The sequence below is a fragment of the Kitasatospora sp. SolWspMP-SS2h genome (genome assembly GCF_003259315.1).
In the GTDB taxonomy this organism is placed as follows: Bacteria; Actinomycetota; Actinomycetes; order Streptomycetales; family Streptomycetaceae; genus Kitasatospora; species Kitasatospora fiedleri.
The window spans coordinates 132,068-155,348 of the sequence record NZ_QLLT01000009.1 but is presented as its reverse complement, the minus strand read 5'-3'; the positions used below and the strand labels follow the sequence as shown (position 1 = coordinate 155,348).

Annotated in this window: 18 protein-coding genes and 1 pseudogene; 5 read left to right on the top strand and 14 right to left on the bottom strand. The window is 75.0% G+C overall.

The features are described 5' to 3' along the window. Nucleotides 1–99: 99 nt before the first annotated feature. The 5 genes from K353_RS13300 to bldG all read right to left on the bottom strand — a co-directional run bounded on the left by K353_RS13300 (nucleotide 100) and on the right by bldG (nucleotide 4,468). On the bottom strand, nucleotides 100–654 hold the full coding sequence (locus K353_RS13300; RefSeq protein ID WP_111553791.1) for a DUF3592 domain-containing protein: 555 nt from the start codon (nucleotides 652–654) through the stop codon (nucleotides 100–102). A 200-nt stretch (nucleotides 655–854) separates the two neighbouring features. Then, the gene (locus tag K353_RS13295; protein WP_111553790.1) at nucleotides 855–2,348 is read right to left on the bottom strand and encodes a methyltransferase; all 1,494 of its coding nucleotides are present in this window, start codon (nucleotides 2,346–2,348) and stop codon (nucleotides 855–857) included. Nucleotides 2,349–2,492: 144 nt separating this feature from the next. Further along, on the bottom strand, nucleotides 2,493–3,230 hold the full coding sequence (locus K353_RS13290; RefSeq protein WP_111553789.1) for a small secreted protein: 738 nt from the start codon (nucleotides 3,228–3,230) through the stop codon (nucleotides 2,493–2,495). Nucleotides 3,231–3,541: 311 nt separating this feature from the next. Beyond that, nucleotides 3,542–3,958, bottom strand: a complete 417-nt coding sequence (locus tag K353_RS13285) for an ATP-binding protein (RefSeq protein ID WP_111553788.1) — start codon at nucleotides 3,956–3,958, stop codon at nucleotides 3,542–3,544. Nucleotides 3,959–4,126: 168 nt separating this feature from the next. Continuing rightward, entirely contained in the window at nucleotides 4,127–4,468 is a 342-nt protein-coding gene (bldG, locus tag K353_RS13280; RefSeq protein ID WP_100837540.1) for an anti-sigma factor antagonist BldG, read from the bottom strand. 222 nt (nucleotides 4,469–4,690) lie between these two features. On the opposite strand from bldG, the gene K353_RS13275 reads away from it, so the two are divergent. Further along, nucleotides 4,691–7,078, top strand: a complete 2,388-nt coding sequence (locus K353_RS13275) for a DEAD/DEAH box helicase (RefSeq protein ID WP_233533552.1) — start codon at nucleotides 4,691–4,693, stop codon at nucleotides 7,076–7,078. Nucleotides 7,079–7,276: 198 nt separating this feature from the next. On the opposite strand, the pseudogene K353_RS35550 reads toward K353_RS13275, so the two are convergent. From K353_RS35550 to ssd, 7 genes and pseudogenes are all read right to left on the bottom strand, one after another. Further along, nucleotides 7,277–7,618, bottom strand: a pseudogene (locus tag K353_RS35550) (Rv3654c family TadE-like protein); the annotation flags it as partial. 45 nt (nucleotides 7,619–7,663) lie between these two features. Next, nucleotides 7,664–7,999 carry a TadE family type IV pilus minor pilin gene (locus K353_RS13265; protein WP_233533551.1) on the bottom strand — a complete coding sequence of 112 codons (336 nt, stop codon included), beginning with the start codon at nucleotides 7,997–7,999 and terminating at the stop codon, nucleotides 7,664–7,666. Nucleotides 8,000–8,066: 67 nt separating this feature from the next. Then, entirely contained in the window at nucleotides 8,067–8,318 is a 252-nt protein-coding gene (locus K353_RS13260; protein WP_111553786.1) for a DUF4244 domain-containing protein, read from the bottom strand. 162 nt (nucleotides 8,319–8,480) lie between these two features. Then, a complete protein-coding gene (locus K353_RS13255; protein ID WP_233533550.1) occupies nucleotides 8,481–9,125 on the bottom strand; it encodes a type II secretion system F family protein in 645 nt (214 codons plus the stop codon). 436 nt (nucleotides 9,126–9,561) lie between these two features. Then, nucleotides 9,562–10,641, bottom strand: coding sequence for a type II secretion system F family protein (locus K353_RS13250; protein WP_233533549.1), 1,080 nt, complete (start codon nucleotides 10,639–10,641; stop codon nucleotides 9,562–9,564). Nucleotides 10,642–10,735: 94 nt separating this feature from the next. Beyond that, nucleotides 10,736–11,977 (bottom strand): TadA family conjugal transfer-associated ATPase, encoded by a 1,242-nt coding sequence (locus tag K353_RS13245; protein ID WP_233533564.1) that lies wholly within the window; start codon nucleotides 11,975–11,977, stop codon nucleotides 10,736–10,738. A 447-nt stretch (nucleotides 11,978–12,424) separates the two neighbouring features. After that, nucleotides 12,425–13,522, bottom strand: coding sequence for a septum site-determining protein Ssd (gene ssd, locus K353_RS13240; protein ID WP_111553785.1), 1,098 nt, complete (start codon nucleotides 13,520–13,522; stop codon nucleotides 12,425–12,427). Nucleotides 13,523–14,088: 566 nt separating this feature from the next. Between ssd and K353_RS13235 the strand changes: the two genes are divergently transcribed. Then, entirely contained in the window at nucleotides 14,089–14,994 is a 906-nt protein-coding gene (locus K353_RS13235) for an HAD family phosphatase (protein WP_255410726.1), read from the top strand. Nucleotides 14,995–15,458: 464 nt separating this feature from the next. Here K353_RS13235 and K353_RS13230 read toward each other — a convergent pair whose 3' ends face one another. Continuing rightward, entirely contained in the window at nucleotides 15,459–16,340 is an 882-nt protein-coding gene (locus tag K353_RS13230; protein ID WP_100837534.1) for an oxidoreductase, read from the bottom strand. 203 nt (nucleotides 16,341–16,543) lie between these two features. Between K353_RS13230 and K353_RS13225 the strand changes: the two genes are divergently transcribed. Together K353_RS13225 and K353_RS13220 are read left to right on the top strand one after the other, a co-directional pair. Beyond that, nucleotides 16,544–17,530 carry an ATP-binding protein gene (locus tag K353_RS13225; protein ID WP_111553784.1) on the top strand — a complete coding sequence of 329 codons (987 nt, stop codon included), beginning with the start codon at nucleotides 16,544–16,546 and terminating at the stop codon, nucleotides 17,528–17,530. 423 nt (nucleotides 17,531–17,953) lie between these two features. Further along, on the top strand, nucleotides 17,954–20,290 hold the full coding sequence (locus tag K353_RS13220) for a SulP family inorganic anion transporter (protein ID WP_111553783.1): 2,337 nt from the start codon (nucleotides 17,954–17,956) through the stop codon (nucleotides 20,288–20,290). Between the two features lie 172 nt (nucleotides 20,291–20,462). Here K353_RS13220 and K353_RS13215 read toward each other — a convergent pair whose 3' ends face one another. Further along, on the bottom strand, nucleotides 20,463–20,969 hold the full coding sequence (locus K353_RS13215) for a hypothetical protein (RefSeq protein ID WP_111553782.1): 507 nt from the start codon (nucleotides 20,967–20,969) through the stop codon (nucleotides 20,463–20,465). Nucleotides 20,970–21,280: 311 nt separating this feature from the next. Here K353_RS13215 and acs point away from each other — a divergent pair, with 311 nt between their 5' ends. Then, nucleotides 21,281–23,236 carry an acetate--CoA ligase gene (acs, locus tag K353_RS13210; protein WP_111553781.1) on the top strand — a complete coding sequence of 652 codons (1,956 nt, stop codon included), beginning with the start codon at nucleotides 21,281–21,283 and terminating at the stop codon, nucleotides 23,234–23,236. Nucleotides 23,237–23,281 lie beyond the last annotated feature (45 nt).

Genomic DNA, 23,281 nt, shown 5'->3' with positions numbered 1-23,281 from the left:
GACGGTGCGCGGACGCCAAGCGGAAGAGCGCGCTCCGCGACCGCCGGGAACGTTCTACGGACAGCCGGCCGGGACGCTCCCCGGGGCCGACCGGCAGCGTCAGCGCAGCGCCAGGGCCAGCAGCGTCAGGCCCCCGGCCAGCGCGGACGTGGCGAGCAGCGCCCAGAACAGGTCGGCCGGCAGCGAGGGCAGTTCCTCGTGGGCGGCCAGCACCACCCGGTCCGGACGGCGCGGGTCGTAGGCGACCTGGACGGCCGCGCCCGGGACCAACCGGGCCGGGCGGCGCAGCGGCGTGTTGCCGCGCGGCCGGGCCAGCACCAGGCGGCTCGTCCCGTCCGGCACGGCGAGCGGACGCAGTTCGTGAACCGTACCCGCACCGGCGTCGGCCGCGACCGCGAGGTCGGCCGGGAGACCAGCCGGGAGATCGGCGGCGAGACCGGTCCGGCCGCCGGGCGAGACCACCGGGTAGGACAGCAGCGGGCTGCCGTCCATCGCCGCGGCGGGGTCCGGATCGGCGACCACCTGCGCGGTCGCGGGCACCCCGTACCGCCGCAGGCGGTGGCGAAGACGCAGTTCCACGGCGCACCACAGCAGCAGCGCGCTCCCGAAGACCGTCAGGACCGCCCCGCCCACCAGCGTCGTCGGCGTCTCCACCCCGGTCCTCCCCCGCGCTTCCACAGCCTGTGGACAGCACCCTGGCACCCGGTGGACAACCGGCGGCGGACACCCGGAGTACGCCCGGCCACGGGTGGGGAACGGCGAGGTGAACCCGCCCCGGGTCCGGGACCGGTCCTCCGCAGGACTCCGGGGGACTCCGCGGGACGGCACCGCGACAGCGGGTCGCGGCTCACGGCTCAGCGGACCGGCTCGACGAACCCCTGCTCGGTGAGCAGCCGCAGCGACTCGGGCACCCGCTCGCGCAGCTGCGCCGGGTCCTCGCCGAGCAGGTGGGCGATCGCGTCGACGATCTCTCCGGCGGCCAGGGTGCCGTCGCAGACGCCGACGAAGCCCGCGCCGACCGTGTCGACCTTGGTGGCCCGCCGCATGCCCCGGTTGTGCCGGAGCACCACGTGTTCCGGGTCCTCCGAGCCGGGGTCGCCGATCTGCTCCTGGACCACCTCGTCGGCGAGCAGGTAGCGGGCGGCCAGCAGCCCGGCGTCGTCGTGGGCGCGCAGGAAGTCCTGCCGGGCGAACCACTCCTCGATGTGCGGGCCGAGCGGCTGCTCGACGGGGTGCGGCCACTCCTCGATCCGCACCACGGGGTCGGCCGCGCCGGAGGCCCGCAGGGTGATCCAGCCGAAGCCGATGCCCTCGACACCGGCCGCCTCGAAGTCGTCCAGCCACTCCTCGTACCGGGCGGCGTACTCCTCGCCGCGGTGGTCGCCGCCGTCGCGCAGCCACAGCTCGGCGTACTGGGCGACGTCCTGCACCTCGCGCTGCACCACCCAGGCGTCCAGGCCGGTGCCGGCCACCCAGTCGGCCAACCGGTCGCGCCAGTCCTCGCCCTTGACGTGCTGCCAGTTCGCCAGCAGCTGGCAGTAGCCGCCGGGCGCCAGGTGGGCGGCCGCGCCGCGGACCACGCTGCGGCACAGCTCGTCGCCGGCCATCCCGCCGTCCCGGTAGGTGAACCGGCCGGCCGGGGAGATCACGAACGGCGGGTTGGAGACGATCAGGTCGAAGCGCCGCTCGCCGACCGGCTCGTACAGGCTGCCCCCGGCGGTCTCGACCTGGTCGAAGCCGGAGAGCGCGGCGGTCAGCCGGGTGAAGTGCAGGGCGCGCGGGTTGAGGTCGGTGGCGGTGACCCGCTGGGCGTGCCGGGCCGCGTGCAGGGCCTGCACGCCGGAGCCGGAGCCCAGGTCGAGCACCTCGCGGACCGGTCGGCGCACCGTCAGGTTGGCCAGCGTGGTGGACGCCCCGCCCACCCCGAGCACCAGGTCGCGCCGCTCGACCCCGGCGGCCGTCCGGCCCGAACCGATCCCGCCCGCGCCGCCGACGGCGCAGCCCAGGTCGGAGACCACCCAGGCGTCGGCGCTGGGCAGCCCGGCGACCTCGTCGGCGTACGGCCGCACGTCCACGGTGGCGCGCAGCTCGTCGCCGTCGGCGGTCAGCCAGCCGTCGGCCAGCAGGGCGTCGACCGGCAGCGCGACGGCGGCCGCGGCCCTGGGCACGGCCCGTTGCAGCAGGAACAGCCGCACCAGGGTCTCCAGCGGCGAGCCGCCACGGGTCGCCCGCAGCGCGGGGACGGCCTCGCTGCGGGCCAGCGCCGCGTACGCGGTCGGGCCGAGCAGGTCCAGCAGTCCGTCGGCGGTGAAGGAGGCGCTCAGCAGCGCCTCGCGGAACTCCGCCATCCGGCCGGAATCAAGAATGGGGCTGTTCGTCACCCCGCCATTCTCTCCCGTCCCGCGCGAGGATCGCCCCGCCCGCCGGCCCGGGCCCACCGGTCGGGGCGCGTCGGTGCGGAGCGGTGCGGTGCGGAGCGGACCGACGGGGTGTCAGCTCTTCGCGAGTGACGGCGAACCGGACGCGGAAGCGGACCCGGACGCGGTCGACCCGGACCCGGACGGGCTGCCGGAGGCCGCCGGGTCGGCCGGGGAGGCGCTTTCCCCGGGAGCCGCGGTGCCGGTCGCACCCGCGCCGCCGGTCGGCGCGGCGGACGGGTCGGCGGACGCGCCCGTTCCGGCGGTGACGGCACCGGCCTTGCAGCCGGGCTGCTTCTTCATCGCCTCGCCCAGGCCGCCGCTCTGCAGGGTGGCCAGCGCGGAGATGGACACCTGGGAGAGCTGCTGCACCTGGTCCCCGACGCTGCGCAGGCCGTCCGCGAACTTGGCCTGGTCCGCGCTGGTCAGCCCGTCGAGCTTCTTCTGCGCGTCCAGGTAGCCCTGCGCGACCTGCTTCAGCTCGTTGACGGCGTCCTGCTGGACCTTCGCCCCGTCGTCGATCTTCGGCGCCCCGGCCTTCTGGACCGCGTCGGCCAGCTGCTGGTTGGTGGTGGCGAGCGAGGCGAGGTCGGTCGAGAGGCGTTTCTGCAGGTCGACGGGGGCCTCGCCCTGCTTGACGTCCGCGGTGTCCGCGAGGGCCGCCTTGGACTGCGCGATCGGGTCCTTCGCGCCGTCGCAGACGCTCTTCGCCCAGCCGTCGAGTTTCGCCGACGAATCGTCGGCGGAGCAGCCGACCGCGGCCAGCGCGAACAGCACGCCGAGCGCGGGGACGGTCACCAGTCGCTTCTTCACCGGGGCCCTTTCGGTCACTGACACCCGGCTCCGGGCATCGCCAGCGAACCTACACGCCCGCCCGGACCGCCCCGGCGGGAAGGCCGCGGCCCGCGACATCCGCGCAGCTCAGCACCTGCCCGGGAACCACGAAGCACCGCCTCGCTCGACCTGCCGAGGCGGTACGTACGACGGACCGAGCAGCGCCACCGGACCGGAAAGCACGACCGGAACGGACCGGACCGTCCGAACTGACCCGGTAGGCAGACGGACCCGGTGGGCGGACGACTCGATGGGCGGGCGAGCCTGCGGACCGGCCTCCCGCTCCCCGGTCAGACCGAGACGGACACCGGGGTGACCGGCCAGCTCATCCGGATCACGCCGCCGTCGGAGCCGTTGCCGACCTCGACGTCCTCGACCAGGCCGGTGATCACCGCGAGGCCGAGCGCGTCCTCGTCCTCCGGGTCGCCGCCCGCGGCGGCACCGGCGGCGTGCGCCGGTCCGGCCTCGTCGGCGACCTCGATGAGGAACCGCTTCTCCTGCTCGGTGAGCGCCACCCGGACCGCGCCGCCCATGCCGTTGCGCTGGTGCAGCGCCACCGCGCGCGAGCAGGCCTCACCGACGGCGAGGCGCAACTCGTCGAGCACCGACTCGTCCACCCCCGCGCGTCTGGCCACCGCGGCGGCCACCAGCCGGGCGGTGCGCACGTGCTCGGGAAGCGCGCTGAATCGAAGTTCGACGGTTGCCATGTCTCCCCTCCAGGGTTGCTCCGCCGCCGGGCACACCGGCCCGCACGACGGAGGCGGGGACGTCGGCCACGCCGGCCGGGCAGGGCGACGGGCCCGGCCGACCGGCGACGGTCGATCGAAGTGATGCGGTGGGAGCGGCCGATGGGAACGGCCGACCGACGGGAGACGTCAGTCGGTCGCCGCGACGGCCTCGTCCACCGAGTTGTGGATCGGGAACACCTTGGTCAGACCGGTGATCCGGAAGATCTTCAGGATGCGCTCCTGGTTGCACACCAGGCGCAGCGAACCCTCGTGCGCACGGACCCGCTTCAGGCCACCGACCAGCACGCCGAGACCGGTGGAGTCGAGGAAGTCGACGCCCTCCATGTCCACGACCAAGTGGTAGTTGCCCTCGTTGACGAGCTCGACAAGCTGCTCGCGCAACTTGGGCGCGGTGTACACATCGATCTCGCCGCCAACCTCGACGACCGTGCGATCGCCGACAGTACGGGTCGACAGGGACAGGTCCACGGAACCTCCAGCACCTTGCCTTGCTACGTCATTGCGATCTTCAACCCAGCGGCTGCCACCGCAGGGTCGCAGGGCCAGGGCGCGACGGACCAACAGGTCGGAGCCTCAGCGTTGCGGCCCTCGGCCATGCGGCCGTCACGCGCCTCATTCAACCACTTGCGGCTACGGCCGCACGATGGTTAACAGCGATTCTCCGTCACGCCGGTGACACACTGGGTCTTCATGCCGCCCCGTCACCACCAGCCCGAGGCCCTGCTCACTGCCCTTTCCCACGGGCGCGGCAGGTCTGATCGCCTCACCCATACGGAGCACCTGCCCGCCCGAGCGGCCCGGTATGCGCCTTGGCCGGAAGGAATCCGGCAGGAAGTCGTCGCGGCGGCCTCCGGGCTCGGCGTGGTGCTGCCCTGGGCGCACCAGGCGGAGGCGATGGACCTGGCCGCCGCCGGGCGGACCACGGTGATCGCCACCGGCACCGCCTCGGGCAAGTCGCTGGGCTATCTGGCCCCGCTGCTGAGCGACCTGCTGACCGGCACCGAGGCCCGCAACGGGCGCGGCGCGACCGCGCTGTACCTGGCCCCGACCAAGGCGCTGGCCGCCGACCAGCGCCGGCGCGCCGCCGAACTCGTCCCCGACCGCGTCCGGGTGGCGCTGTACGACGGCGACACCCCGCCGCAGGAGCGCGAGTGGGTCCGTCAGTACGCGTCCTACGTGCTGACCAACCCGGACATGCTGCACCGCGGCATACTCCCGGCCCACCCGCGCTGGTCCTCCTTCCTCAAGGCGCTGCGGTACGTCGTGGTCGACGAGTGCCACACCTACCGCGGCGTGTTCGGCTCGCACGTCGCCCAGGTGCTGCGCCGGCTGCGGCGGCTGTGCGCCCGCTACGGCTCCGAGCCGACCTTCCTGCTGGCCTCGGCGACCACCGCCGAACCGGCCGTTACCGCCGAGCGGCTCACCGGCCTGCCCGCCACCGCCGTCACCGAGGACTGCTCGCCGCGCGGCCCGCTGGTATTCGCGCTGTGGGAGCCGCCGCTGACCGAGAACGTCGGCGAGCACGGCGCGCCCGTCCGTCGCAGCGCCACCGCCGAGGCCGGGTACCTGCTGACCGACCTGGTGCACGGCGGCACCCGCACGGTGGCCTTCGTCCGCTCCCGGCGGGCCGCCGAACTGGTCGCGCTGCAGGCTCAGGAGCAGCTCGGCCAGCCGCTCGCCGCCCGGGTCGCCGCCTACCGGGGCGGCTACCTGGCCGAGGAGCGCCGGGCCCTGGAACGCGACCTGCACACCGGCCGGCTGCTCGGCCTGGCCTCCACCTCCGCCCTCGAACTCGGCGTGGACGTCTCCGGCCTGGACGCCGTCCTGCTGGCCGGCTACCCCGGCACCCGGGCCTCGCTGTGGCAGCAGGCCGGGCGGGCGGGCCGGGAGGGCCAGGGCGCGCTGGCGGTGCTGATCGCCCGGGACGACCCGCTGGACACGTACCTCGTCCACCACCCGGAGGCGCTGTTCGCCACCCCGGTGGAGGCCACCGTCCTCGACCCGGACAACCCGCACGTGCTGGCCCCGCACCTGTGCGCGGCCGCCGCCGAACTCCCGCTCACCGACGCGGACCTGGAGCTGTTCGGCCCGTCCACCGCACCGCTGCTGCCGGTGCTGGAGCGGCGCGGCCTGCTGCGGCGGCGCTCGGACGGCTCCTGGTACTGGACCCGCCGCGAGCGCGCCGCCGACGGCGTCGACCTGCGCGGCAGCGGCGGCAGTCCCGTGCAGATCGTCGAGGCCGACACCGGGCGGCTGCTCGGCACCGTGGACGCCGAGGCCGCGCACACCACCGTGCACACCGGGGCCGTCCACCTGCACCGGGGCGCCACCTACCTGGTCCGCGAGTTCGACCTGGAGTCCTCGGTCGCCCTGGTCTCCCCCGCGAACCCGCCGTACACCACCTCCGCCCGGGACGTCACCTCCATCTCGATCCTGTCCACCGACACCGTCGAGGAGTGGGGCGAGGCCCGGCTCGGCTTCGGCTCGGTGGAGGTCACCAACCAGGTCGTCGGCTACCTCCGCAAGCGGATCGCCACCGGCGAGGTCCTCGGTGAGAGCAAGCTCGACCTGCCGCCCCGTACGCTGCGCACCCGCGCCGTCTGGTGGACCGTCACCGAGGACCAACTCCTGGACGCACTCGTCCCGTTCGACCAGCTCCCCGGCGCGGCCCACGCCGCCGAGCACGCCTCCATCGGACTCCTCCCGCTGTTCGCCACCTGCGACCGCTGGGACATCGGCGGCGTCTCCGTCCCGCTGCACCCCGACACCGGCCTGCCGACCGTCTTCGTGTACGACGGCCACTCCGGCGGCGCGGGCTTCGCCGAACGCGGCTTCCGGCGCGCCGTCGAGTGGCTGACCGCCACCCGGGACGCCATCGCCGCCTGCGAGTGCGAACGCGGCTGCCCGTCCTGCGTCCAGTCCCCGAAGTGCGGCAACGGCAATGAGCCGCTCGACAAGGCCGCCGCGATCCGTCTGCTCACCGTCCTCCTCGCCGGCGCCCCGGCCCGGACCACCGCTCCGACCCAGGCCACCGCCCCGGACGGCGCCGGCGAGGAGGGACCGGTCGAGAACGGCTGACCTGCCGCCCGCCCGGACGCCCACCTGCACGCCTACCTGCACGCCCGTCACCGCGCTCCCCGGGGCCGCTCGTTGCCGTGACGGTTCCCGTCCTGCGGTGGACGCCGCCGCGTCGGCCCCCTCGCCCCAGGCCCAGACCGGACCCGCCCGGGCGCGGGCCCGGGCCGGGGGCAGCGGTACCGGGACGCCGTGGATCGGGACCTGGACCACCACCTCCACCGCGTCCTGCCCCGGGAGGACCTGGCAGGAGACCAGTTCGGCCCGCTCCTGGGCCCGGGTGAGTGCCGCGGCCCGTCCGCAGCCGCCGTCCTCGTCGAGCAGCAGCCGGTCGGCGGCGGCCAGGGCCGCGAGATCGGCAGCCGACTCGGCGCGGTGTCGGGCGGCCACCACTGTCCCCAGCACCAGGCAGGCCGAGAACACCACCACCCCGAGTGACCCCAGCGCCACCAGCCACACCGTCGCCGAACCGCGGTCGCCCGCCGCTCCCGGCGGCGCGCCGCTCCCCCGCGCTAGTACTGGCACCCTCACCCTCACCCGCATGAGCCGTCTCCTTCCGTTCGTTGTCGGCGGCCTCCACCGTCGGCCTCAGCCGTCAGCCGGAACGTCCTCCCGGGCGCCGACCGCCGTGGCCGTGAGCCGGACCGACAGCAGGGCGGCGAGGCGGCCCGGGCCCGGGCAGGGGGCCTCCACGGTGGCCCGGGCGGTGGTGGCGTCCAGGTCGATGGCGACCTTCGCCCCGCGCGGGGCCGCGGCGGCGGCCCGGGCCAGCGCGTCGGTGTCGCCCCGGGCGGCGGCCCGGGCGCCGACCCGCGCCGCGTCCACGCAGCGGATCTGGGCGCCGGCCGCCACCACGCCCCAGGTCAGCATCGCCGCCAGCAGCACCAGGGCCGGAAGCCCGACCGCGGTCTCCGCCGTGACCATCCCGCTGTCCGCCGGTCTCCGATCAGTCGGTCTCCGGTCAGTCGATCTCTGGCCAGTCGGCCTCCGGTCAGACCGCATGCAGGGCCCGTTCGAGGATCTCGGACAGCGCTCCGGAGACCGTGCCGCTGGTCACCACCTTGTAGAGCACGGCGGCGAAGGCACAGGCCGCAACGGTGCCGATCGCGTACTCCGCGGTGCTCATCCCGGCGTCCTGCGGACCGTCCGCCACCCTCCGGTAGCGGTGTCGGAACCAGCCCCCGCACCTGCGGACGGCGAGCACCACGGCGGCGGGCCGGACAACCCCGACGAGCTTCTTCATGGTGAAATTCCTTTCTCTGACAGTGGATCGGCCACAGGACCGAGCTGGTTCGAACCGGCCGGAGCGCCGCAGAGGGCTCAAGAGCGCAACGGGAGCACGGCAGGAGAGGGGCGGGGGGCACCGCGAGGGCCCCGGGGAGGCCGCGCACCCGAGCGGTGCTGCTCACAGGCGCTGGGAGAAGGCTGCGGTCAGCCCCGTGACCACCGGTACCACTCCGATCAGCACGAACGCGGGCAGGAAGCAGAGCCCGAGCGGTGCGGTCGCCAGCACTCCGGCCCGCCGGACCCTCGTGTGCGCCGCCCGGGCGGCCGCCGCCCGGTGGGACTGGGCCAGACCGGTCAGCGTGGCGGCCGGCGGGGTACCGCTGAGGCTGGTGCGGGCCAGGCAGCGGGCGAGCGGTGCCAACGGCGGACAGTCCGAAGCCAGTTGCTCCCAGCAGCGCTCCGGGCCCGCCCCGAGCGAGAGTTGGGCGGCGACCACGGCCAGGCGATCCCGCATCGGGGCCGGCACGCTGTCCGCAACGGCGGCGACCGCCCCGGCCGGGGAACCGCTCGACCCGAGGCAGGCCGCCAACAGCTCGGCGGTCAGCGGAAGCTGACGGACCAGCCAGTCCTGCCCCGTCGCCTGCCGGCGCCCGTCCGGCGACCGCACCCGGGGCAGCAGCCGCCAGGCCGCCCCACCGGCCAGCAGACCCACCACCGGGCCCGCCCAGCCGCCGACCAGCGCCCCGACCGAGATGCCCAGCAGCACCGCCAGCGGCCGATCTCCCGCCAGCCACCCGACCGCCCGCCGTACCCCCGCCGTCACCCGCCCGCGTCGCCCGCGTCGCCCGCGTCGCCCGCTCCGTCCCGCAGTGGCCGACACCGCCGGAACGCACCGCTCGATCCGCCGACGGACCGCCCGCCACCGCGCCGCCGCCAGCACCTCCCCGGCCAACCCGGCAACCGCCGTCGGCACCAGAACCACCATCACGTCCACCTCGCCTCCCACACTCGTCGCCACCCGCACCGAACCCCTGGATCGCCCCGCGCCCGCACCACCCCGCGCCGTCCTCGCTCCCTGGCCACGTCCACCCCTCCCGATCTGACCGAAGGACTCCCGCCCCGGTGCCGGCACGGCGCCCCGGAGGCCGTACCGCGCCATCCGCCGCCCACCGTCCTCCTCGCCGAGCAACCGTCAATCACCTTGCTGCCGTGGCTGGTCGAAGCCTCCTGCTGAGCCCGGGCCTCCCGCCCGAAGGTCGTCACCACCCGACCGGCCCCACCGTCGGCGACTGCGGAGCCGCGAGCCGGAGGTCGCCGCGCGTCCGGGAGATCCCGCAACCGGCGGTAGCGGGGCGGGCCGGTCCGGGGCGGGCCGGGGCGTCCTCGGCGGAGCGGACGATCCGGGCCGTCCAGAGGATTCCAGCCGTCTCCAGGGCCGCCCCGACCAGCAGGCCGAGCAGGCCCACCGGGGTGTGCAGCAGAACGTGGACGGGATCCGCCCCGAGTGCCGCCCCCAGGCCGAGGCCGACGGCGGGCAGGGCGGCGAGGACGGCCATCGTGGTACGCGGGCCTGCGAGTTCGCCCGCGATCTCCTCGCTGAGGGCCCGTTCGGCCCGCAGCGCGTCCGCGACCTGGTCCAGCCCGGCCGCCAGGCCGGTGCCGCTCTCGGTGCTGACCTGCCAGCAGGCCGCCATGGCCGCCGCACCCGCTCCGCCCGGTAGTTCGGCCACCAGGCGGAGCGCCGCAGGCAGGTCCGCCCCGTAGCGGCCCGCCGCCAACCGGGCCGCGGGTTCGGCACCGAGGCGGCGGCCCCAGTCGAGGGCGGCCCGGGCGAGGACGGCGTGCATGGCCTGCTCGGGGGTGGCACCGCTGCGCAGCTCGGCCGCCAGCCCGGCCGACAGATCGATCACCGCCGTGGCCCGCCGCCGGGCCGCCCGGGCCGTGCGCCGCCCCGCCCGCCAGCGCCGGAGCGGGACCACTCCGCAGGCCGCCCCGGCCACCGGGAGCACCGAGGAGGTGCCGTGCCCCACCACCGCCCCGAGCGGGAGCAGCAGCAGTTCGGGCACCAGCCAGCGCGGTCGCCGACGCCGCCACAGCGCCCGCACCCGCCCCAACCGGCCCGACGGCCCGCCCCGGCCCCGATGCCCGTGCAGCACCCGCCGCACCCGGCCGCCACCGCACACCCGGCGGCGCACGCCGAGCAGCCAGGCCGCCACGAGCACCCCACCGATCGCCCCGGCGGCCGCCCCCAGCAGAGCCGCCGCACGAGCCGCACCGCCGGGCCGGAACACACCCGCCAGCACCCCGGACGCTCCGAGTGCCTCGACCGAAACGGCCATCACAGCCCCCTGACCGCGGAGCGCAGCAGACGCCACGCCACCACCCCGAGCACGCACAGCGCGATCCCCCAGACGCACTCCAGTCGGCCCACCGTCATGTCCCCTCCTCCGCAGGCTCGATGGCGACGTCCTCCGGGCCCGCCCCGCCCCCGCCTCCGGCACCGGCGGCCTCCGGGTGCGGCGGGAGGTCGAGGCCGCGTTCGGCGCACAGTTCCCGCAGGCGGGGCCAGCCGGGGCCGGGGCGGGCCCGGCCGTCGCGGTCGAAGTGGACGGCGGCGGCGGTGCCGGTCAGGCCGTCGGGCCCGCCGACCAGCAGGTGCAGCCCGGTGACCCGGCGGCGGCCGTCGGCGCGGTCCCGGCCGAGGTGGACGACCGCGTCCAGTCCGGCCCGGAGCTGGCTATGCAGGGAGTGCCGGTCGAGGCCGGCCAGCGAGCCGAGGGCCTCCAGCCGGGCGGGCACGTCGGCGGCGGTGTTGGCGTGGACGGTGCCGCAGCCGCCCTCGTGGCCGGTGTTCAGGGCGGACAGCAGGTCGACCACCTCGGCGCCGCGGACCTCGCCCACCACCAGCCGGTCGGGCCGCATCCGCAGCGCCTGCCGGACCAGGTCGCGCAGGGTCAGCTCGCCCAGCGACTCCTGGTTGGGCGGGCGGGACTGCAACCGGACCACGTGCGGGTGGTCCGGGCGCAGTTCGGCGGAGTCCTCGGCGAGGACGATGCGCTCGTTGCCGGGGACGAGGCCGAGCAGGGCTGCGAGCAGGGTGGTCTTTCCGGTGCCGGTGCCGCCGGAGACCAGCAGGGAGAGCCGGGCCCGTAGGACGGCGGCGAGCAGGTCGGCCCCGGACGGGGGCAGGGCCCCGGCGGCGACCAGTCCGGGGAGGGTGAAGGGTTCGCGGCGGCTGGTGCGCAGCGAGATGTGGGTGCAGTCGGCGGCGATCGGGGGGAGGACGGCGTGCAGCCGGGTGCCGTCGGGCAGCCTGGCGTCCACCCAGGGGCGGGCGTCGTCGAGGCGGCGTCCGGCGGCGGTGGCGAGTCGGTGGGCGAGCCGACGGACGGCGTCCGCGTTCGGGAAGCGCACCTGGGGGGCGCGTTCCAGACCGTGGCCGCGGTCGACCCAGACCTGGTCGGGGCCGTTGACCAGGACGTCGGTGACGCCGTCCTCGGCCAGCAGCGGGTCGAGCGGGCCGGCGCCGACGATCTCGGAGCGCAGGCTGCGCACCGCGTTGAGCACGTCGGCTCCGCCGAGCGGGGGCCCGGCGGCGCGCAGCGCGGCGGCGACCGACCCGGCGGTGGGCGGCGCGCCCGCCTCGGCGAGTCGGATCCGGACGGCGTCCACCAGGTCGGCGGCCTCGCCCTGGACCGGTCCGGCGGGCCCCGCGACGGGAACGGTCGGCGGCCCGTCGTCCGCCGGGGCGGCGGGCGGCTTGCGGTGCACCAGGTAGCGCACCGGCGGGGCCGATCGGCCCTCGGGGGCGGGCCCGCCGTCCCCGGCCGGGAGGACGTCCTCCACGGGCTGCGACGGGGCACTGACGAGGCTGCGGGGCCGCGGTACGGCGATCCGGCGGTGGGTGCGGGCGATCGGCCGCCGGGCAGCCCGCCGACCGCCATGGTGATCGTTCGGGGCACGGTCGTCCTCGGTACGGACGCCCACGGCGTCCGCACCGACGGCGCCCGAGTCGACGGCCCGGGAGTCGATGGCCTCCTGGTCCACGGCGCGGAGGTCCACGGCGCGGGAGTCGATGGCGCGGGAGTCGATGGCGTGCAGGCGGTTGGTCATGGTCGCTCCTCAGGCCGCCACGACGGGCGGCATCGCTTCGGTCAGGAATCGCCCGCAGAACCGGGCGAGCGGCCCGCGCTCCCGCAGGCCGGGCGGGGTGCCCCGTTCGACGTCCAGGGCCAGGCCGGGCTCGGGGGCCAGCTCCCCCGCGAGCCGCAGGTGCAGGCCGCGGGCGACATCGGCGGCGGTGAGCCCGGACGGGCCGGGGGTGCGGACGACGGCCCGCAGGTCGGTGAGCCGTATCCGGACGGCCGCGGCGACCCGGTCGGCGGCCGCCAGGGCGCGCAGTTCGGCGGGGACCACGAGCAGCCCGGTGTCGGACTGTTCGAGGGCCTGGGCGGCGGCCGCGTCGAGCTGTCTGGGCAGGTCGAGGACGACCAGCCCGCCGCGTCTGCGGGCGGCCGCCAGCACGCTGCGCATGGCCTCGGCGGGGATGGCCAGGGTGTCGGACCTGTCCCAGGACAGGGTGCTGAGCCGGTGCGGCTCGGGCAGCGCCTTGGCCAGCTCGGTGCCGCTGATCCGGCCGCGGGAGGCGGCCAGGTCGGGCCAGCGCAGCCCACCGGCCTGCTCGGCGCCGAGCAGTACGTCGAGTCCGCCGCCGAGCGGGTCGCCGTCGATCAGCATGGTGCGGTGCCCGGCCCGGGCGGCGCAGACCGCGAGGGCGCAGGCCAGGGTGGAGGCGCCGGCGCCGCCGCGCCCGCCGAGCACGGCGACGGTGAGGGCGGGTGGCCCGACGCCCTCGGTGGCGTCGGCGATCCGGTCGAGCAGCCAGGGCTGCGCGTCCGGCAGGAAGAGCACGTGCTCGGCGCCGAGCCGGACGGCGCGGACCCAGACCTCCCCGTCGTCGAGGTCGAGGCCGAGCAGCAGGACGCCGGGCCGGCGGGCGAGGCCGGCGCACTGCTCGGCGAGGTCGTCGCCGACCAGCACCAGCGGGGCGTCCGCCCACAGCCGGGCGGGCGGTGGGACGCCGAGCAGCCGCGGTTCGGCCCCGGCGGCGGCGCACAGGCGGGTGAGCTGTTCGGCGAGCGCGGCGTCGCCGGTGAGGACCAGCGGCCCGGGCGGGGGCTCGGGCGCGGTGGCGTGCGGGTCGGTGACGGAAGCGGACAAGGCGGCCTCCCGTGGTGCGGGGACGGTCTGACGGCGCGTCGGGCGCGGTGGCCCGGACGGGCTCCGCGTGGCGGCGCGGACACCACGGTGCAGGACGGCGCGGAATGCGTCAGCCGACTTCCGATTGCCTGTGGATAACTCGCCCCTGTGGATAACCGGGGTCACTCGGACGGGGGCTAAATCAGTTCGGAATTGACACTTCAGGTATACCGATATGACACTCACACAACTACGCAGAGTGACAGAAACTTGGGGTGCGAAGAACCCTCGACAGCGGCTCCGGAGCCGCTGGAGCACCCCCCGCAACCATCGGCACCACCACTCCCTACAGGCTCAACTGCCAAGGGAAATGGGCCCGGACATGCGACGACCCCCGCCGGGGGGGAGAGCGGGGGTCGTCTATCCACGGCCCGGCTCGGGGGGGAGGAGCCGGACCGGGTTAGCACGGTCGCGCGAACGATCCGTGACTTCCATGGTGTACCCGACCGGCCAGAAACACAAACCCGCACGCCCACGGGTCCACCGAATGGCCCTCCCTTTTGCCCGCCCCTCTATCCTCGGTTCCCGTGGACACCACCGAGAACGCCGACTTCGCCGACCGCGACGCCGCTGCCGGGCCCGACGCGGGCGCCGGAACCGGCCACCGCGCGGACCGGGGCGGCCACGATGCGCCCCGCACCGCCGCCTTCTTCGACCTCGACAAGACGATCATCGCCAAGTCCAGCGCGCTCGCGTTCAGCCGCCCCTTCTACCAGGGCGGCCTGATCAACCGCCGCTCGGTGGTGAAGAGCGCCTACACCCAGTTCATCTTCCTGGTCGGGGGCGCGGACCACGACCAGATGGAGAAGATGCGGGCCTACCTGTCCTCGCTCACCCGCGGCTGGAACGTCCAGCAGGTCCGGGAGATCGTCGCGGAGACCCTGCACGGCATGATCGACCCGCTCATCTACGACGAGGCGGCCTCGCTGATCGAGCAGCACCACGCGGCCGGACGGGACGTGGTGATCGTCAGCAGCTCGGGCTCCGAGGTGGTCGAGCCGATCGGCCAACTGCTCGGCGCGGACCACGTGATCGCCACCCGGCTGCACGTCGAGGAGGGGCGCTACACCGGCGAGATCGAGTACTACGCGTACGCCGAGAACAAGGCGGCGGCGATCCGGGAGCTGGCCGAGCGGGAGGGCTACGACCTGGCCAACTGCTACGCGTACAGCGACTCCTCGACCGACCTGCCGATGCTGGAGGCCGTCGGCCACCCGGCCGCGGTCAACCCGGACCGGGCGCTGCGCAAGGAGGCGGCGGCCCGCGAGTGGCCGGTGCTGGCGTTCAGCCGGCCGGTCGAACTGACCCGCAGGCTCCCGGAGTTCCACGCGCCGAGCCGCTCGGTGGTGGCCGCGGTGGCGATCGGCACGGCGGTGCTGACGGCCGGGGTGCTCTGGTACAGCGCGCGGCGGCGGCGCCCGGTGGCGGCCTGAGCGGCGGCCGGTCCGACCGCCGCCGGGTTCGCAAAATCGGACAAACCTCCACGCAAACCCGTAAAGAACCTGTTTTCGGGTTCCTCTTTCGGCGGATCTGAGGTAGAAATGGGGTACGGCCCGCGAGACCCGGTCAGGACCCCAAGAGGTCGAACCGACAACGCAGTTAAGGCCCCACGGACCGACGTACGGACAGCCGGGCACCCACATGCAGCCGACCCGCTGACGGGCCGCCGCACCAGGCGAACGGGCACAGGACCCCGCCTGATGGGCATAGAAACGGTGCATGCACTGGTAACCCGGTCTCCGTACCAGCGGCGACGCCCGGAAGTCTCGGGCGTCGCCGCAACTGCGTTCCGGGACCGGCGGATTCCGGAGCCACGGGTTCCGGCACCGCTCGGAATCGGCCCGCGCCCGGGCGGGAGCGCGCCGAGGCGGGACCGACCCGCGTCCGGGCGGGGCCCTCAGACCATGCCGCGCTGCATCGCCTCGCACACCGCGGTGCTCTCGCGCACGCCCAGCCCGAGCCCGGCGGCGCAGTGCACCAGCCAGCGGGACACGCCCTCGGGGGTGCCCTCCAGGTAGCCGAGCAGGGCCTGCCGGTAGGCGGCGGTGCCGAGTTCGGCGAGGCCGACCTCGGCGGGGCAGATCGCCTTCGGGTCGAGGCCCTCGGCGGTCAGCACGATCCGCTGGGCGGCCCGGGCGACCAGGCCGTTGTGGGTGCCGAACGGGCGCAGCGCGAGCAGTTCGCCGTGCACGACGGCGGCGACCACCAGGGCGGGCGCGCCGCCGGTGGGGCGTTCGGTGCGGGCGGTGAGGAGCCCGGCGAGCTGGTCGAGGCGGGCGGCCGTCTCGGCGGGCGGGGGCGGCGGCGGGAGTTCGCCGACCGGGCCGGCCGGGGCCTCGCCCTCGGTGGCGGCGACCTCCCGCGGGAACAGCGGCGCCGCCTCCTCGCCGTCGCGGCGCGGGCGGCCGGCCGCGGGGTCGCCGTCGCCGACGGCGAGCAGGTGGAGCCGGGCCAGCACCTGGAGCGGGGAGGTGCGCCAGACGCTGAGCAGCTGGCCGGCCTCGGCGGACAGGCGGAGCGCGGCGCCGACCGTGCGGGCCTCGGGGTCGGCGCCGAAGTCGGTGCGGCGGCGGACCTCCTCCAGCGGCCAGTCGGCGCCGTCCAGGGCGGCCGAGGCGCGGGCGCCGCGCAGCGCGGACTCGGAGGTCACCTCGCCCGCCCGGCGCCGCATCACGCGGTGCCCGTAGAGGCGGTCGACGTTCTTGCGCACTTCGGCGACGGCCTCGGGGACCCCGGCGAGCTGGGCCAGCGGGGCGAGCGGGTCAGTTCCTGTGGTCACCTACCCGAGAGTAATGAATCCACCGGGCGACGGGGAGGCAACCCCCGGGTCACCCTTTCGTGGCAATCCGCCGTTCCCTCATGTGCGCCCCCCAAACCACCGCTAGCATGTCCACTAATCGGTTACGATAACGGTTTCCAACAAGCACCGGGGCCGTCGGAGCCCCACGGACACCCCAGAGCCAGAGAGCCGGAGACTCAGAGATGAAGATCGCCTTCGTCGGCAAGGGCGGCAGTGGCAAGACCACCCTGTCCGCCCTGTTCATCCGCCACCTGGCCGCCGTCGGCCGCCCGGTGCTCGCCGTCGACGCCGACATCAACCAGCACCTGGGACCGGCCCTCGGCCTGACGGACGCCCAGGCCGCCGCGCTCCCCTCGCTGGGCGCGCACCTGCCGGAGATCAAGGAGTACCTGCGCGGCGACAACCCGCTGATCCGCTCCGCCGAGGAGATGATCAAGACCACCCCGCCCGGCCCCGGCTCCCGGCTGCTGCGGATCGTCGAGGAGAACCCGGTGTACGCGGCCTGTGCCCGCCCGGTCGCCCTGGACGAGGGCTCGGTCCGGCTGCTGGCGACCGGCGCGTTCACCGAGGAGGACCTCGGGGTGGCCTGCTACCACTCCAAGGTCGGCGCGGTGGAACTGCTGCTCAACCACCTGCTGGACGGCCCGGACGAGTACCTGGTCACCGACATGACGGCCGGCTCCGACTCCTTCGCCTCCGGCCTGTTCACCCGCTTCGACCTGACCTTCCTGGTCGCCGAACCCACCCGCAAGGGCGTCTCGGTCTACCGCCAGTACAAGGAGTACGCCCAGGACTTCGACGTCCACCTGCGGGTGGTCGGCAACAAGGTGCAGAGCCCGGACGACCTGGCCTTCCTGCGCCGCGAGGTCGGCGAGGACCTGTACGCCTGCTTCGGGCAGTCCGGCTGGGTGCGGCGGCTGGAGCGCGGGGACGAACCGCCGCTGCGCGAGCTGGAGCCCGCGAACCGGGAGGTGCTGACCCGGCTGCGGACCGCCGCCGACGCCGCCCACGGGCTGCGCGACCCGCGCCGGTACAGCGCCCAGGCGGCCCGCTTCCACCTGCGCAACGCGGAGAGCTGGGGCAACGCCAAGGTCGGCGCCGACCTGGCCGACCAGGTCGACCCGGACTACGTGCTGGGCGCCGAGCGGGCCAGCACCGCCGGGGTCTGAGCCGGCACCCCGCTCCACCGGCCGGAGGGGCCGGTCTGCCCAGCCCGGCGGACCGGCCCCTCCGGGCTTCCCGCCGGGAAATTCCCGACCGGCCCGGGTGCCACACGATGTGGTGAACGCCCCTATTTGTACTGGCACTCGAAGCACACGCTGTGCAAAGGTTCCATTACTCCCGGTTTACCAACTCTTGAACCACCGGACGCCACGGGCCGTCGCCACCGCGCCCCGGGCCCCGCCGCACCCCGCAATGCCGCACCTTCGCCACGCGGCGCCACGCACGACCTTCACCACGCGCCACCACGCACGCTCCGCACGGCCGCACCGCCCCGCCGCACCCGCTGTGACCCACGACAGCCGATCCGACCAGACCCACCGCCGGACCTGACTGCGTTCGTTCCCCCGGAAGAAGACGGGAAGACACCCATGACACTCGACGTCTCCAGCGCCCCCACCGCCTCCGACACCACCGACCACGCCCCGCCGCCGCCCGGCGGCACCCCGGGCCGGGTCCGCGTCCTGCTGGCGCACGACCTGCCGGCCTCCCTCGCGGTGTTCCTCATCGCGGTGCCGTTCTCGCTCGGCATCGCGCTGGCCACCGGCGCCCCGCTGACGGCCGGTCTGGTCGCCGCCGCGGTGGGCGGGCTGGTGGCCGGCTTCCTCGGCGGGACCCACCTCCAGGTCAGCGGCCCGTCCGCGGCGCTGACCGTGGTCACCGCCGGGGTGATCGCCCAGTACGGCTGGCCGACCGCCTGCCTGGTCACCGTCGCCGCCGGCCTGCTGCAACTGCTGCTCGGCTCGCTGCGGGTGGCCCGCGCCGCGCTCGCCGTCTCGCCCGCCGTGGTGCACGGCATGCTGGCCGGTGTCGGCGTGACCATCGCGATCGCCCAACTGCACGTCATCCTCGGCGGCACGCCGCACAGTTCGGCCCTGGCCGACCTGCGCTCGCTGCCCGGCGAGCTGGCCGGGCCGCACCTGCCCGCGCTGATGGTCGGCCTGCTGGCGCTCGCGATCCTGTACGGCTGGCCCCGGCTCGGCCGACTGCCCGGCGCGGCCGGCCGGATCGGCGCCCGGCTGGCCCGGCTGCCCGCCGCGCTGGTCGCGGTGGCCGCCGCCACCACGCTGTCGCTGCTGGCCGAGCTGCGGCTGGCCCGGGTCGAGCTCCCGGTCTGGGAGCACCACCAGTTCTTCTCGCTGCCCTCCTCCGCCCTGCTGTCCGACCACTGGGCGGTGCTGCTCGGCCTGATGCTGACGGTCACCGCGGTGGCCGGCGTGGAGTCGCTGCTGTCCTCCGTCGCGGTCGACCGGATGACCCGCCGCAGCGGCGACCTGGACCGCGAGCTGCGCGCCCAGGGCGCGTCCAACCTGTTCTCCGGGCTGCTCGGCGGCCTCCCGGTGGCCGGCGGCGCCGTCCGCTCCACGGCCAACGTGCAGGCCGGGGCGGCCACCCGGGCCTCCGCGGTGCTGCACGGCTGCTGGGTGCTGGTCGCCGCGCTCGCGCTGACCGCCGGGCTGCGGCGGATCCCGCTGGCTGCGCTGGCCGCGCTGGTGCTGGTGGTCGGCGTGCAGATGGTGAGCTTCGCGCACATCCGCCGGGTGCACCGGCACCGCGAGTTCCCGGTGTACCTGGCCACCGTGCTCGGAGTGGTGCTGCTCGGCGTGCCGCTCGGGGTGGTGCTCGGCGGCGCGGTGGCCATGCTGCTCGCCCTCTACCGGCTGACCCGCGCCCACGTCGACGTGCTGGCCGAGGAGGACGGCTCGTACACCGTCCGCACCCACGGCCCGCTGACCTTCGCCGCCGTCCCCAAGCTGAGCCGGGCGCTGACCCGGATCCCGGCCGGGGCCCGGGTGACGGTCCACCACGACGGCTCGTTCCTGGACCACGCCGCCTACGAGGCGCTGCACGCCTGGCGCACCGGCCACCAGGACTCCGGCGCGCAGGTGGCGATGCTGACCGAGCGCCGGCCGAACGACGTGCTGGATCCGGACGGCACCGTCCGCGCGGGCAGTTCCCCCGGCCCGCACCGCTGCCGGGCCTGGACGCCCTGGGTCGGCCACCACTGCATCGAGCAGAACGAGGACGACCCGCACGTCCGCCTGCTCGACGGCGTCCGCGGCTTCCAGCAGCACACCGCACCGCTGGTCCGCCAGGAGCTGGCCCGCCTCGCCAGGGATGGCCAGACGCCCTCGCAGCTCTTCCTCACCTGCGCGGACTCCCGGATGGTCACCAGCATGATCACCAGCTCCGGCCCCGGAGACCTCTTCACCGTCCGCAATGTCGGCAACCTGGCCCCCGCCCCGTACGAGCCGGGTGCCGCCGACGACTCGGTGGCCGCCGCCGTCCAGTACGCGGTGGAGGTCCTGGAGGTCGCCTCGATCACGGTCTGCGGGCACTCCGGCTGCGGCGCGATGAAGGCCCTGCTGGACGGCGTCACCGAGGCGTCCGGCCCGCCCACCGCGCTGGCCCGCTGGCTGCGCAACGGCCGCAGCTCGCTGGACCGCCTGCGGCGCGCCCCCGCCGAGTTCGAAGGCCGTGCGGCGGCGGACGTGGTGGAGCAGCTGTGCATCACCAACGTGGTGCAGCAGCTCGACCAGTTGCTGGCCAACCCGGCGGTGGGGCGCCGGGTCGCGGACGGTTCGCTGCGGCTGGTCGGGATGTACTTCGACTTCGCCACGGCCCAGACCTACGTGCTGGACGCCGCGACCGGCCGGTTCACCCCGGTGCACGCGCGGGTGGAGCCGGAGCAGGACCTGGCCGCGTAGGAGGCGCGCGCCGCCCGGTACGAGCCGCCCGCTACGAGCCGGACGACGCGTGCCGGCCGCGAAGGCCCGCCACGACGGAGACCCGTCACAACGGAGACCCGCCACGACACAGGCCCGCGGGAGCGGTTGGCCGCCCCCGCGGGTCCCGGGCCTCGGGCCCCGGGCCCCGGCGTCAGCGCAGCAGCCGGGCCAGGTCGGCCGGGGTCACGTCGCCCGGCCAGCGGTGGTCGGTGAAGAGGTGCACGCCGGCGTCCTGGTAGCACTGGTCGACGAGTTGGGAGCAGATCATGTGCCGGGTGGTGGCGACGAAGCGCCGCAGCGGGGGGCCCGCCGGGAGGTGCAGGCGGGCGGCGGCGAGGGCGAGGTAGTCGGCGAAGCTGTAGGGGGTGCCGAGGTAGGAGCGGGCGGCCGCGGTGATCGCGGCGCGCTGGCCGTCGGTGAGCGGTATCCGGCCGGTGGACCAGCGGGCGGGGACGCCGTCGTAGCCGGAGAGCGGTCCGAGCCGCGCCCCGCCGGGCTGGGCCTCCAGCAGGCGGTCGTCGCCGAGGTAGACGAAGGCGTGCTCGTAGTCGGCGAATCCGTCGCCGTTGAGGAACTGGCCGATCCGGATCAGGCGGCCGATGGCGCCGTCCATCCGGACGACCGCGAAGTCGCCGGGGAGGGGTGGGGTGGCGGTCATGGTGGTACCTCCATCGTGGTCGCTCAGGGTGATGGAGTGGGGACTCTCAGTGGAGATCCGGTCGGCGGGGGCGTCAAGGTGCTGCGCGGGATTGACCGGCGCGGGGGGCGGGAAAACGTGGTGGGGACCGGCGGAAGCGCCGGGGCCGCGCCCACCTGGGGCGGAGTCCTGATCCGGTCAAAGGTCTACACCAATTTCCCGGCAGCACTTGTCAACGGAGCTGTCGGCCTGGTGAGCTGTGCGCTGGGACACACGGGACAATCCCTCCGCACGGGGTTCCCCGGCATTTGAGACTCGATGAGGAGTGCGCGTTGAGCAACGAGAGCCTGGCCAATCTGCTCAAGGAGGAGCGGCGTTTCGCCCCGCCCGCGGAGCTCGCCGCCTCCGCCAACGTCACCGCCGACGCCTACGCCCAGGCCTCCGAGGACCGGCTGGCCTTCTGGGCCGAGCAGGCCCGCCGGCTGAGCTGGGCGGTCGAGCCCACCGAGACCCTGGACTGGTCGAACCCGCCGTTCGCCAAGTGGTTCGCCGACGGCAAGCTGAACGTCGCGTACAACTGCGTGGACCGCCACGTCGAGGCCGGCCACGGCGACCGGGTCGCCATCCACTTCGAGGGCGAGCCCGGCGACAGCCGCGCCATCACCTACGCGCAGCTCAAGGACGAGGTCTCCCGCGCCGCGAACGCCCTGCAGGAGCTCGGCGTGGCCAAGGGCGACCGGGTCGCCGTCTACCTGCCGATGATCCCCGAGGCGGTCGTCGCGATGCTCGCCTGCGCCCGGATCGGCGCGGCGCACTCGGTGGTCTTCGGCGGCTTCTCGGCCGACGCGGTGGCCTCCCGGATCAAGGACGCCGACGCCAAGGTCGTCATCACCGCCGACGGCGGCTACCGCCGCGGCAAGCCCTCCGCGCTCAAGCCGGCCATCGACGAGGCGCTGACCAAGGTCGACGGCGTGCAGAGCGTCCTGGTCGTGCGCCGCACCGGCGAGGAGGTGGCCTGGACCGAGGGCCGCGACGTCTGGTGGCACGAGCTGGTCGACGGCCAGTCCGCCGAGCACACCCCCGAGGCGCACGACGCCGAGCAGCCGCTGTTCATCCTGTACACCTCGGGCACCACCGGGAAGCCCAAGGGCATCCTGCACACCTCGGGCGGCTACCTCACCCAGGCCAGCTTCACCCACAACGCGGTCTTCGACCTCAAGCCGGAGACCGACGTCTACTGGTGCACCGCCGACATCGGCTGGGTCACCGGCCACTCGTACATCGTCTACGGCCCGCTCTCCAACGGCGCCACCCAGGTGATCTACGAGGGCACCCCGGACACCCCGCACCAGGGCCGGATGTTCGAAATCGTGCAGAAGTACGGCGTGACCATCCTCTACACCGCGCCGACGCTGATCCGCACCTGGATGAAGTGGGGCGACAACATCCCCGCCCAGTTCGACCTGTCCAGCCTGCGGGTGCTGGGCTCGGTCGGCGAGCCGATCAACCCCGAGGCGTGGGTCTGGTACCGCGAGCACATCGGCGCGGGCAAGACCCCGATCGTCGACACCTGGTGGCAGACCGAGACCGGCGCGATCATGATCAGCCCGCTGCCGGGCGTCACCGAGACCAAGCCGGGCTCCGCCCAGCGCGCCCTGCCCGGCATCGCCGCCACCGTGGTGGACGACGAGGCCCGCGAGGTGCCCAACGGCTCCGGCGGCTACCTGGTGCTGACCGAGCCGTGGCCGTCCATGCTCCGCACCATCTGGGGCGACGACCAGCGCTACGTCGACACCTACTGGTCGCGCTTCGAGGGCCGCTACTTCGCCGGCGACGGCGCCAAGAAGGACGAGGACGGCGACATCTGGCTGCTCGGCCGGGTGGACGACGTGATGCTGGTCTCCGGCCACAACATCTCCACCACCGAGGTCGAGTCGGCGCTGGTCGGCCACCCGGCGGTCGCCGAGTCCGCGGTGGTCGGCGCGACCGACGCCACCACCGGCCAGGCGATCGTGGCCTTCGTGATCCTGCGCGGCACCGCGACGGACAGCGAGGAGCTGATCGCGGACCTGCGCGACCACGTCGGCCGCACCCTCGGCCCGATCGCCAAGCCGAAGCAGATCAAGGTGGTCTCGGAGCTGCCGAAGACCCGCTCCGGCAAGATCATGCGCCGACTGCTGCGCGACATCGCCGAGGGCCGCGAGGTGGGCGACACCACCACCCTGGCCGACTCCTCGGTGATGAACCTGATCCAGTCCCAGCTGCCGGCCGCCGGCTCCGAGGGCTGATCCGCCACCGCCCCGACGGGTCGGGCCCCGATCCGCACCGCGCGG